8 protein-coding genes are annotated in these 13,643 nt (G+C 31.7%); 1 reads left to right on the forward strand and 7 read right to left on the reverse strand.

What is annotated here, in order from left to right; all coding sequences use genetic code 11:
* Window positions 1–223: 223 nt before the first annotated feature.
* From C0982_RS07910 to C0982_RS07940, 7 genes are all read right to left on the reverse strand, one after another.
* The gene (locus C0982_RS07910; protein WP_101773696.1) at window positions 224–1,435 is read right to left on the reverse strand and encodes a YkvI family membrane protein; all 1,212 of its coding nucleotides are present in this window, start codon (window positions 1,433–1,435) and stop codon (window positions 224–226) included.
* 168 nt (window positions 1,436–1,603) lie between these two features.
* Entirely contained in the window at window positions 1,604–3,277 is a 1,674-nt protein-coding gene (locus tag C0982_RS07915) for a sigma-54 interaction domain-containing protein (RefSeq protein ID WP_101773697.1), read from the reverse strand.
* Between the two features lie 141 nt (window positions 3,278–3,418).
* Window positions 3,419–6,100, reverse strand: coding sequence for a preprotein translocase subunit SecA (gene secA, locus C0982_RS07920; protein ID WP_101773698.1), 2,682 nt, complete (start codon window positions 6,098–6,100; stop codon window positions 3,419–3,421).
* Between the two features lie 543 nt (window positions 6,101–6,643).
* A complete protein-coding gene (locus C0982_RS07925) occupies window positions 6,644–7,417 on the reverse strand; it encodes a ComF family protein (RefSeq protein ID WP_242961538.1) in 774 nt (257 codons plus the stop codon).
* A 123-nt stretch (window positions 7,418–7,540) separates the two neighbouring features.
* The gene (recD2, locus tag C0982_RS07930) at window positions 7,541–9,757 is read right to left on the reverse strand and encodes an SF1B family DNA helicase RecD2 (protein ID WP_101773699.1); all 2,217 of its coding nucleotides are present in this window, start codon (window positions 9,755–9,757) and stop codon (window positions 7,541–7,543) included.
* 25 nt (window positions 9,758–9,782) lie between these two features.
* Entirely contained in the window at window positions 9,783–10,685 is a 903-nt protein-coding gene (locus C0982_RS07935) for a CobW family GTP-binding protein (protein WP_101773700.1), read from the reverse strand.
* A gap of 248 nt (window positions 10,686–10,933) precedes the next feature.
* Window positions 10,934–11,995 (reverse strand): NAD(P)-dependent alcohol dehydrogenase, encoded by a 1,062-nt coding sequence (locus C0982_RS07940; RefSeq protein ID WP_101773701.1) that lies wholly within the window; start codon window positions 11,993–11,995, stop codon window positions 10,934–10,936.
* A 352-nt stretch (window positions 11,996–12,347) separates the two neighbouring features.
* Here C0982_RS07940 and C0982_RS07945 point away from each other — a divergent pair, with 352 nt between their 5' ends.
* Window positions 12,348–13,547, forward strand: coding sequence for a YkvI family membrane protein (locus tag C0982_RS07945; RefSeq protein ID WP_101773702.1), 1,200 nt, complete (start codon window positions 12,348–12,350; stop codon window positions 13,545–13,547).
* Window positions 13,548–13,643: the final 96 nt, after the last annotated feature.

Genomic DNA, 13,643 nt, shown 5'->3' on the forward strand with positions numbered 1-13,643 from the left:
TTATATAGTGTTTTTATTTGCAAAATGCAAAAAAAAACGAGACTGTATCAAACAATCTCGTTTAAAATTATCATTTTTATTTAATTTTTATTTATTACTTAGCATTTTGTTTGTTAATTAACTATTTTTATGTCCTTCTAGTCCTTTTTCCCTTATTTAATAACTTTTTTGCTTTTAGCAAATTAATTTGCATTTTGCAAAAAATTATTATTTGCTTTGCTTTTTAAGCTTCTTCGTCATATATACTAGATATTTCTCCGTCTTCAATTCTTTGTGCTATCCATTTATGATCTGGATTTTCTCTTTTGAATTTTCTGTTTTTGTGCACTCCTATTGTTAAAAATGGTATAACAATTACTGCTATACCTAAGTAACCGCAGTATCCATATCCATATTTCACTATATTGCTAAGCCCTGTAAGAGATGCTAATGTTGCTAATACCATTATAGCACATGCTATAAATACTCTTCTGTATGTTCTTTTTCTAATAAACATCAGCTTTTTATTATCTTCAAATCTGTTTACTAATCCAAAAATTGTAGTGACCCCAGTAGATATCAAACATAAGAACAGCAAAACTTGATATGCAATCGTAATGCCTGCATGTCCTGTATTCTGAGCAACATAAAGAGTCGGAAGAGTGGTTTGACCAGCTGCTGTAAATTCACTATACCAACCAAGCAGCATTGTTACTGCTAAACATAATGCTACTGCGTTCATCACAAATGAAATAGCCATAGAAGCTGTTGCTTGCTTTTCATTTTTAAGAAGTTCTCTTGACGCTGCAGCTAATGATGGAATTACCACTGATTGGAATCCTGCATATACAAATATCATCAGAAACGGCTGCCACATATTACCTCCCCAAAATGTTTTATTGGAAAATATTTCAGAAATTTCTGGTGTTTTAAGTTTGATTCCCGTTATAAATATGACTAAGCAACATACTATTATAACTACTGACATTACACCTGCAGCACTTGAAACAACAATTGCACCATATATAGTAAGAAGTAATAAAACAGCTCCTACGATTAATGTAGCTAAAGCTTTGGGAACTCCCATTGTCTCAAATACCGCTACTGCACCTGCTATTACTGCACTGACAGCTACTATTACCATCAGATAGTAGTAAATTTCCCATGTAATTTCCAATTTAGTATAAGGTCTCCATAATTCATCAAATAATTCCTTGTAATTCTTGCAATCAAAGTTATTGTACATTACAATAGCTTCTCTAAGAGCAAGCGTCAATAAAAGCATTGCCAAAACTGCTGCTACAGGAGCAGTCCATCCAAACTGAACATAATACTGAGTTTCTTGGTTACCAGTTGCAAATCCTCCACCTGCGTGAGAACCAAATAATACCGATGCTACACCAAATACCGCTCCTAGTGTTGCCAACATACTGGTTTTTTTCAATTTTTCTTTCATTTCTATCCCCCCTTAAACAATATAAAGATAAATCTATCTTTACTTATTTAAGAAGCAAATTTCATGCCAGTTTATTATTAAGGTTATTTTGTTTTTATACCATATACTTTTTTATTTTTTTACTTGTAATAGTTATGTAATTAATCACATTTTTAAATAATTCTTCTATTAAATTTTTATATGTCCGTTTTTTATTTTTCTGTATATTGTTGAAGGGTTTATTCCAACAGCTTGAGCTGCTTTTGTAACATTTCCATACTTTTTAATAGCAGCCTTTATTATTTCTTGTTCTACTATTTTATGCGCTTCATCTATATTCATAATGCCTTCAACTTTAATTTTTTCTGAAGGTTCAGTGTTCCCTAGGTTATTTTCATCCCCAATGGTAGACACATTATTTTCTTTACCTAAAGTAAGCGTCCTCTCAAGTTGCTCATGAAAAATCATTTCTTGCGCAGATAGTATAACTAATCTTTCTACCATGTTTTTTAACTCTCTTATATTACCTTTCCACTCATTTTCTAAAAGTAATTTCTCAGCTTCCTCTGACAACTGTATATTTCTATTGTAGCGCTCATTAAATAAATTTATATAGTAATATACAATAGGTAATATATCTTCTTTTCTCTCTCTAAGAGGTGGAATTAGCAAAGGTATTACATTCAGTCTATAGTATAAATCCTGTCTGAAAATTCTAGGATTTTTTAACTCTTCCACTGTCTTATTTGTTGCACAAATATATCTTACATTTACTTTTTTTGTTTTTATTCCACCTATTCTCATAATAGCATTTTCTTGTATTACCCTAAGAAGTTTTTTTTGAGTTTCAAGAGGTAACTCTCCTATTTCATCTAAAAATAACGTTCCTCCATCTGCGGCTTCAATTAGACCTTTTTTTCCTTCTTTGTTTGCTCCTGTAAAAGCTCCTTTTTCATATCCAAACAGCTCTGATTCTATAAGATCCGATGGAATAGAAGCACAGTTTATTGCAACGAATGTATTTTTCTTTCTGTAGCTATTTGACCAAACACTCCTTGCTATTATTTCTTTTCCGACTCCAGACTCTCCTATAATAAACACTGGTGCATCTGAGGGTGCTACTCTAGTTATTATCTTTTTTATTTTGTCTATTTTTTCACTAACACTGATGTACTCTACCTCTTCTTCTTTAGCGTCATCTTTATTCATTCCACCAGAAAGCTTTGCTAAATTTATTAATCTAGATACATCCCTTCCTGTCAGCACTCCACCTTTCAATGTTCCATTTGCTCTTGTAATTGGTATCGCAGTATAAGAAATCACTTTTCCATTTGGATATGTTATTTCTTTGTATACTTTTTTCTTTGCATTTATCATCTTAGTAATTATTGGGTCCGAAACCTTTTTTTCTTCAACCAGTTGATTTATATTTTTCCCAATAACATCTTTTCTTTTAAATGGAAGTATTTGATCACATATAGCATTCATTCTTCGGATTACTCCTTTTTCATCGAATATCACTATTACTTCGTCAATATGCTCCATTACATTTGAAATTTGCCTGTCTGATGTAAATGTTCTATCAAAAATATACAAATTGCAACGCGAACCGTCATCTAGCACCACATTATACCAAAATCCTGTTAAAGAAGTATCTCCTATTTCAAACTGCTTTATATCATTGTTTTCAACATTTATCACATTCAATTCCAATTGATTTGCATTAGAAATTTCATCCATATCTAAATGTTGAAATACATACTTAACATGATAATTTTTACAGACTATTTCTTCATTTTCATTTGATATAAAGGCTGGCGTATCGATATTTATAATAATACTTTCTAGCATATTAATATCCATGGAAATTCCCCCCTATATTATTGTATCTTTACGCATAAAATCTCCCAATATTTATAACGTATTTTTAATGTTTATTTAGAAAAAAAGTACTGACAAATAGTTTATTTCATATTGTCAGCACCAATTTTTCTTTTTTACTATTTATTTACCGTGGCAATTCTTATATTTTTTACCGCTTCCGCATGGGCATGGATCATTTCTTCCTACCTTCTGTTCAGGATTAACTTTTGTTGTAGCTTCATCCTTTCCTTCAGTATCTGGTGATTGTAAATTTTCAACATCTACGACGGCCTTTCTTTCGACAGGTACTTCTACTTGTATATTAAACAAGTATGCAACTGTATCCTCTCTTATAAGTTTGTTCATATCATCAAACATCTCAAAGCCTTCCATCTTATAAGCTATTACAGGGTCAATCTGACCTATAGCTCTAAGCCCGATACCTTGACGTAACTGATCCATCGCATCTATATGATCAATCCAGTGATTATCTACAGATTGCAGAAGTATTATTCTTTCTACTTCTCTCATTCTATCAGAACCGATAAATTCTTCTTTTTCATTATATAATTCTAATACTCTATCATAAGTTGCCTCTAAAGCTTCAGCTGAACTCATCTTAGAATAGTCTATATCATCTATCACACCACCTGGCAAGAACTTGTGATATAAGTGAGCTCTAAATCCTGCATAATCAAAGCTATCTTTTTCATCAGTGTATTCATCTACTCCATCAGTAATAACTTCTCTCATCATAGATTGAATTTGATCTTGTAAACTTTCTCCAGAAAGAACTCTTTTTCTTTCTTTGTATATTATTTCTCTCTGCTTGTTCATTACATCATCATATTCTAAGACATGCTTTCTGATTGCAAAGTTTTTACCTTCTACCTTCTTTTGTGCATTTTCAATAGATTTTGTAAGCATTCTATGCTCTATAGGTGTCTCATCATCCATACCTAATTTAGTCAAGATGTTCTGAGCTCTTTCGCTTCCAAATAATCTCATTAGATCATCATCTAGACCTATATAAAACCTTGATGCACCTGGATCTCCTTGACGACCAGCACGACCTCTTAACTGATTGTCTATTCTTCTAGACTCATGTCTTTCTGTTCCCAGTATACAAAGACCTCCTGCTGCAAGTACTTCCTCTTGTTCTATATCAGTCTGCTTTTTGAATTCTTCATATAATTTTTTATATGTTTTTCTAGCAGCATCATATTCTTCATTTTCTTCTACACCTGCAACTTCATTTGCAGAGTTGACTCTATTTATCATTTCGTCAGTGAAGTTTAGTCTCTTCATCTCTCTTAGAGCCTTAAATGAAGGATTTCCTCCAAGTAATATATCTGTACCTCTACCAGCCATATTTGTAGCTATAGTAACGGCACCCAATCTACCTGCCTGCGCGATTATTTCCGCTTCTTTATCGTGATGCTTTGCATTTAAGACTTCGTGTTCTATACCTTGTTCAGTAAGGATAGCTGATAAAAATTCTGATTTTTCGATAGACACAGTACCTACTAGCACTGGTTGATTTTTAGCATGTCTTTCAACTATATCTGCTGCAACTGCTTTGAATTTAGCAAGTTGATTTGCATATACTACATCGGCTAAATCCTCTCTAATTAGAGGTTTATTTGTAGGTACTTGGAATACATCCATTTTATATATTGACTTGAATTCTTCTTCTTCTGTCTTTGCTGTACCAGTCATACCAGATAATTTCTTATACATTCTAAAGTAGTTCTGGAATGTTATAGTGGCAAGAGTCTTAGACTCTCTCTGAATTGTAAGACCTTCCTTAGCCTCGATTGCCTGATGAAGACCATCTGAGTACCTTCTACCAAACATCAATCTTCCCGTAAATTCATCTACTATTACTATCTCACCGTCTTTGGCTACATAATCAACATCTTTTTTCATTATTGTATGTGCCTTTAGTGCTTGATTTATATGGTGATAAAGCTCTGTATGTTCCATTGTAGTGATATTGTCTACATTGAAATATACCTCTGCCTTTTTTATACCTGTTTCTGTCAGAGCTACCGCTTTATCTTTTTCTTCTCTTTCATAGTCATTTTCATCTAGAGTAAGAACAAATACATCTGCATCTGAATAAAGATGTGTAGATTTATCTCCAGGCCCTGAAATAATTAGAGGAGTTCTAGCCTCATCTATTAATATTGAATCGACCTCATCGACTATTGCATAGTTTAGTCCCCTTTGTACCATTTGTTCTTCATGAATTACCATGTTATCTTTTAGATAATCAAATCCGTATTCGTTATTTGTTCCATATGTTATATCACACTGATATTGTTTTTTTCTATTATCAGGAGACTGACCATGTACAATTACACCTACAGTAAGACCTAGGAACTCGTATATTTTAGCCATCTGATCACGGTCACGCTTTGCCAAGTAGTCATTGACAGTAACTACGTGAACGCCCTTTCCCTCAAGTGCATTTAAGTACACTGGACAAGTAGCCACTAGAGTTTTACCTTCACCTGTTTTCATCTCAGCTATACGACCTTGATGAAGTACAATTCCACCTATCAACTGTACTCTAAAGTGTCTCATACCTAAAATTCTTGTAGAAACTTCTCTGACTACGGCAAATGCATCCACTAATATGTCATCTAGTGTTTCTCCATTCGCTAACCTTTCTTTAAATACTGATGTCATCGACTTAAGTTCTTCATCAGTCATTGCCGAATATTTATCGGCTACACCATCTATTTTATCAACAATTTTATTAAATTGCTTTAAATCTTTTTTATCTGCTCTATTGAATATGCTCTCTAAAAAGCTCATCTACATCTCTCCCTTATTTTTCGAATTTCTTCATATATAGCTTATTTTATCACATATGTAGTAATTTGAACACACCAATTAATCCATATATACTCGCATGTGTATAAAATATTTTTAATTCCACAATTCAAACTAAGTTATACAACTTTATAGTTTTAAAAACTCTAGTAATATTAATTAAATTTCTATATCTAAATTAGAAATAATATAATACTAATTATCTTTATCATAATATGGTTTATTATTAACTTACATTACCACTATCAAAAAATAAAGGCCGACTTACAAGATTTCTTGTATATCAGCCTTTAATAAAATGTTTAGTTGACCTGATCTTTGCCCCCACACTCGCCTGCTGGAACGTTCGCTTTGGGGTCGCCGCACTACTAATCCTCTCGATTTTTTCGGCAGGTCTTACTTCTAAGCCGCGCCATGCTCACTCTTCTATTTTTAGAAGTCGCTTACGTGGATCCTTTTGCCCGCGACTGGCTTGGATTTTCAATCACAAACCTAAACACCTCTATAATTTTATATTTATATTATTTAATTGTCAACATTCTTTATGTATTTTCCTGTTAAAAAAGTCAATACTATAACATTTTTTGCCCCTTTTAACTTTAATTTATATGTAATTTCATTCACTGTAGCACCTGTAGTAAAAATATCATCAACTAGTATTATGCTTTTATCCGCTATTTTTTCATTAAAATTTTCATTTATAACAAAAGCATCCCTTAATTCTTTTTTTCTATCTCTCATATCTAGTTTAGACAGTTTTTTTGTATCTCTTTTTCTAAGAATCAATTTATAGACTTCTTTTTCTAGTTTTTTTGAAAGATATTTTGCAATCTTTTCTGACTGATTAAATCCTCTTTCTTTTTCTCTTTTTTCACTCAAAGGTACAAATGTTATGCAATCACAATCGTATATCAATTCTTTATAATTTTTTTGGATAATATCCGCCATTATATCTGCAATTATTCTTGATAGATAAGTTTTCATTGAATATTTCAAACCAAACACAAATTTCTTTGAAAACTCATCATACTCTATAAAGGAAATATTTTTATCAAATAAGAATCTTTTATTTTTACAAAAACCACAACTTTCAATTTCCAAATCCTCATCTAAATTTAAGTTTATACTTGGCTTGCCACATTTTGGACATGAATTTTTTATTATTATCAGTTTTTCATAACAGCTTTTACAAATAGAATACTTATTCTTTTTATCGATGGGCATATCACAAAATATGCAATTCAAATTTTGCGGGTATACAATTTCCATTATAATTTTTAAAAAATCACTTATATTCAAAGTATGCCTCCTAAGATTCACATATATAAGGCAGATCTTATCTAAATAATACATTCATTCCAACTATATTATTCGATTAATGATATTATTTTATTCAGAGTCTTATCTGTTAAATAATATTATCTATTCAATAATATTATTTATTTTAAATGTACTCAATTTATATCCTAAATTCGAGTACCTATCATTGTTTTGATTATTAGAAATCATGTAGTCTAAATACTTTTTCATTCCTACTATTACAACTAATTTCTTTGCTCTAGTTACGGCTGTATACAGTAAGTTTCTACTCAAAAGCATCGGAGGCCCCCAGTACATAGGCATTATCACTACTGGAAACTCACTTCCCTGACTTTTATGAACAGTTGTACAAAAACAGTGCTCAACTTCATCTAACTCGTCATACTTGTATTTAAATATTTTATGTTCATCAAAAAGCAAATACATTGATTTATTCATCTTATCTATATGATATACATATCCTATATCCCCATTATAAACACCTTCTCCTACTTCACTGCTTTTTTCATCTTCCCATTTTTTGGAGTAATTGTTTTTAATTTGCATCACTTTGTCGCCTACTCTAAAAACTCTTTTCATAAATTCTACTTCTTGTCTGTCATTTTTATGCGGATTTAAAACTTTTTGAAGTTCTGTATTTAAGTTTTGCACTCCTACTCCACCTTTTCTCATAGGTGATAATACCTGTACATCTTTCAGAGAATCTATCTTATAAAATGATGATAACCTTCCATCAACTAAACTTTTTATTTCGTTTACAATACCTTCTTCACTATCTCTATTTATAAAGAAAAAGTCACTGTTTTTTTGATTAGCCACAACATCTAATCCTTTATTTATTCTGTGGGCATTTACGACTATATCACTTTCTTGAGCTTGCCTAAATATCTCTGTCAATTCAATTGTAGTTACAACACCTGATGAAATTATATCTCTTAAGGTATTTCCAGCCCCTACTGAAGGCAGCTGATCTGCATCACCGACAAGTATCAACCTAGTATTTAGATCTATTGCTTTTAATAAACTATCCATTAGGAAAATATCAATCATAGATGCCTCGTCTACTATTATTACATCTGTTTCTATTTTCTCTTCTTCATTTTTGACAAAAATAACTCTATCATCCGCATCAAAAGCCATTTCAAGCAGTCTATGTATTGTCTTTGATTCCTCGCCTGTTGTTTCACTCATTCTCTTGGCAGCTCTACCTGTTGGAGCAGCTAGAAGAACTTTTTTGTTATTTATTTTAAAAAGATTAATTATGGTGTTGATAGTAGTCGTCTTTCCCGTTCCTGGACCTCCAGTAAGTACCATCATTCCATTTTCAAAAGCAGCTCTAACCGCTTGTTTCTGAGCATTTGCTAAAAATATATTTTCATTTTCTTGAAATTCTTCAAGTTCTCTTTCAATATCAATCATTACATCTCTATGCTGTGACCCACAAAGTTTTATAATATTTGTGCATACATCGACTTCTGCCCTATGATATCTTGCCAAGTAAATAATATTTACATCTCCATATTTTTCTATAATAATTTTTCTTTCTATTGCAAGCTCATATATACTTTCATCAATAAAATTCATATCAACTCCAAGTAGATTTACCGCTTCTTTTTCAACTATCTCCTCTGGTAAAAAAGTGTGTCCACTATTTATAGCATTCTTTAATACATGCATTACACCTTGTTCTATTCTATATTTAGAGTCTTTTTCAATTCCAGAGTTCATGGCTATTTCATCTGCCAACTTAAAACCTATTCCAACTACATCATCAATTAATTGATATGGATTACTCCTGACTACATCAACTGATCTCATTCCATATTTTTTGTATATTTTCATGCTAAGTTTTGGACTTACTCCAAATGGGGATAATGCTACTATTACATTTTTAACACCCATATTTTCGTTATAGCTTTCTATTATAGGTTTTAATTTTTTTGGTCCTATTCCGTCTATTTTCAGCAATTCTTCAGGTGAGTTCTGTATTATATCAAGTGTTTGTATTCCAAATTTGTCAGTTATTTTTTTTGCCATTTTTTCACCAACACCTGTTATTACACCAGAAGATAAAAAAGACAATATCCCGCTAATACTTGACGGCATTACTACCCTGTATGACTCTACATTGAATTGTCTTCCATATGTTTCATGTATATTCCAACTTCCTTCTACTTCAATGTTTTCTCCTGAGGCAATACCAGGCATACATCCAGTTATGATTTCCTTATCATCTTCAATTTTTAATCTTGCTACTGTGTATCCATTTGAATCATTCGAGTAGATAATATCAACTACAGTTCCCTCAAATTTTTCCATAAAATTGCCTCCTAGTGCTTTATAGTCATTTTTTATTTTTATTACCGAAAAGTATTTTTAATTCCTCTTTCTTTAAATTTTTACCAATTAATATCAATTTTGATTCAGACATAACTTCACTCTCTACTAAAGTATATGTTTTATCTACTATGTCTATCTTTGCCCATACACCATTAATAGGAAGAAATCCCTTTGCCCTTACTACGTTTCCAAATCTACCTCGCATTACAGCACTCATATATTCTTGAAATTTATTTAAATCATCGAACTCAAGCCCTGTAAATCCAATATTTTCTATTCCTAGCGAATTTTTATCTTCCTTTATCTGTAAATTGCTGCCGTTCCACATTTGATCTAAAATAGATTCCCACCAAATATCATCATATATTTCATATTCTTCACTAAAAATTTGTGCTTTTTCATTTATATTATGTATTAATGATTTAATTTCTATTATTTTTTCTTTATCTACTGCAGATACCTTTGATATTACTATTCTTCTTGAATTTTCTATCTGATCTATAAATATATCTCTAAATTCTTCTAAATATCTATCTACACTCGTAGCATCTACTATAGTAATAGGTTCTAGTATATTTATTCTGTCATATTCAACTTTTTTGATATTATTCATCACTGAACTAAGATAACCAACTCCTGTAGGTTCTACTATTAAAAATTCCGGAGATACTGTATTTGATATAGTTAGAACAGAATTTGCAAAATTAGACTCCATAGAACAACAAATACATCCTTCTGTCATCTCCCATATATTAATATCTTCTTTTTTCAATAAGTCACCATCTATTCCTACTTCTCCGTATTCATTTTCCAGTACTACTATGTCACGATTTTCTTTTTTAATCAAATTCTCAATAAATGTCGTCTTTCCAGCTCCTAAAAAACCTGATACAACTAATATTTTCATTAAATACACCCCTATTTTAAATTCAATTTTTAAATATCCTATCAATATTCATCTATTTCAATATCACAATTATATCACAAGCCAATATGTTTCGTAAAAATAATTGATTCCATTAAATTTTAAAATATATACAAAAAAAGGATATAGGATTTACTCTATTGTAAAACCTATATCCTTTTGTATTCTTAATTTTATACACTTATTAATTTTTATTTTTTTGAAATGTTAAACAAATTTGCTCATTTATTCTACTTATTTACTCTAACTACTGGTTTTATTAAATCTACAGGTTTGTCTTTCATTAGGAATAACGCATCTTCTACGTGTTCAAAACCTTCGAATCTATGAGTTATAAGCTTAGATAAGTCAAGCTTTCCGCATACTACAAGTTTAGCCAATTTTTCCATTCTAAGTCTTCCACCTGGCATAAGACCTCCTTGTATTTGCTTGTGCCCCATTCCAACGCCCCATTCAACTCTTGGTATTTTTACATTATCACCTGAGCCTAGATAGTTCACGTTACCAATTTTACCACCTGGCTTTAAGCATTCTACTGCTTCTGCAAAAGTATCTACTGTTCCACCAGCAATTATTACTTTGTCTACTCCTGCTCCACCAGTCATTTCTAGTACCTGCTTTGCAATAGGTCCATTTTTATAGTTTACAAAATCAGTTGCTCCATAGAACTTTGCAGCTTCTACACACACAGGTCTACTTCCAACTGCGAATATTCTTGAAGCACCTCTAAGATTCGCACCTGCTACTGACATCAAACCAACTGGTCCTATACCGATTACAAGTACTTCGTCTCCAAATTGAACATCTGCTAATTCTGCACCATGGAATCCTGTAGGTACCATATCTGAAAGCATACAAGCTTCTTCAGGTTCTATTTCTTTAGGTAGCAAAGCTATATTTCCATCAGGATCATTTACATGGAAATATTCTCCAAATACTCCGTCTTTAAAGTTAGAGAATTTCCATCCTGCTAGCATACCTCCAGAATGCATTGAATATCCACCTTGAGCTTCAAGAGAATTCCAGTCTGGTGTTATTGCAGGAACTAAAACTCTATCGCCCGGTTTAAAATCTTTTACAAGTTCACCGACTTCAACAACTTCTCCACAACACTCATGACCTAAAATCATGTCATGTCTTTCTCCAACTGCACCTTCCCATACAGTATGTACATCTGATGTACAAGGAGCAAGAGCTATAGGCTTTACTATAGCATCTAAAGGTCCACACACTGGTTTATCTTTTTCTATCCAACCAACCTTACCAACTTCTAGCATTGCAAATCCCTTCATATCAAAGCCTCCCTAGTTTTAAAAAAATGTTTATAAGATAAATTGCTCGAATATTCAATATTGAGCGAATACTTATTAATAATATAACATAGTTTTATACAATTTCAAAGATAATTTTATCAAAAATTTAATACAATTTTTTTAACGTAACTGTTTATTTAAAAGGTTTTTAGGTTTATTTATATTTTTTTATATTCCTATAAATCCAAATTGTCTTTAATTTTTTCTGTAGTTTGAATATTGTATACTTTTTATTTGTTATTTTATAGATTTTTATATCTTTTATGTTATAATGCAATAAATGGATTATTTTTTATCCATGAAAAACTATCTTAATAAGGAGGATTTTACCATGAAAAAAAGTAACAAATATCTCACTGGTGTAAGTGTCGGGACCGCAACCGTTTGGTTCTCTACTCACTGTGGAGCAGGATTTGCATCTGGAACTCAAGAACTTCAGTATTTTGCAAACCACGGTTGGTTTGGAGTGTTTATGCCTATTATTTCTTTTGTAATTATAGCCGTTACTTATTATGTTGGACTTGAAACTGCTCGACAAACCGATAAGTGGAACTACAGCGCATGGTCAAAAGAAGCTTATGATAAAACACCTAGCAAACTATCATTTGTATTAAGGCTAGGTATGGATGTCAGTATTGTAGTCACTACAATATCAGCGACTGCTGCCACTTTGGCAACTGGAGGACTTTTGGCTAATCAATATTTGAATTTACCGGTTGTATTCGGTTCGATATTGATGCTTGTAATAGTCACTCTTCTCTGTGTATTCGGAGAAAAGGTTGTTAGAAAAAATGCAGTTATTATGACTATTGGAATTATTTTAATCTTATCAATAGTTTTAGTTGCAGGAGTTATTAAATTTGCCCCTCAAATAGGAAAGCTAATGTCAGAGGGATATGTAAATCCAAACGCTACTAAATGGTCAGTATTAGGTGATGCAAAAGGAACTATCCCTGGAAACATTGGAAATGCTTTTCTATGGGCTCTTACATACGCTGGTTTTCAAATTAGTGCAATTGGTGGAGTCGCGTCATCTTTTAAGGGTGCTATACATAAGGAAGAAGCAAAGGGTGCTATGACGTTGGGAATGTTTTTAAATTTATTCATGCTTATGGGTATTTGCCTACTTATATTCGCAGGCATGCCTGAAATATATACAAATGAAGCAGCAAGACAGCTCCCTACAATATTTATAGTAAATCACCTAGATATTCCTATATTAGCTATTCTTTATCCTATACTTTTATTCCTAGCACTAATAACTACTGCTGTAGGATTTATATTTGGATTAGTAGAAAGATTAAATCCATATGTATTGACAAATATGAAAAGTCCAATACTAAGAAAAACAATAATATCTGTAATAGCACTGCTTGCATGTTATTTGGTTTCTCTTCAAGGTCTAATGTGGGTTGTTCAAGTAGCTTACAAATTCCTAGGAATATTTAACTGGATATTTATAATTATCCCATTACTATTAATTGGATATAAAAATATTAAAAAACGTGATAGTGAAAAACTAAGTGCATAATATATATAAATATTTATTTTAATAGCATATGACAAACAAAAAAAGCTCAGCTAATAGCTGAGCTTTTTACTTGTTATCATTTAATTTTAACCCCAA

Origin of the sequence: Peptostreptococcus faecalis, assembly GCF_900240845.1 — a bacterium.
In the GTDB taxonomy this organism is placed as follows: domain Bacteria; phylum Bacillota; class Clostridia; order Peptostreptococcales; family Peptostreptococcaceae; genus Peptostreptococcus; species Peptostreptococcus faecalis.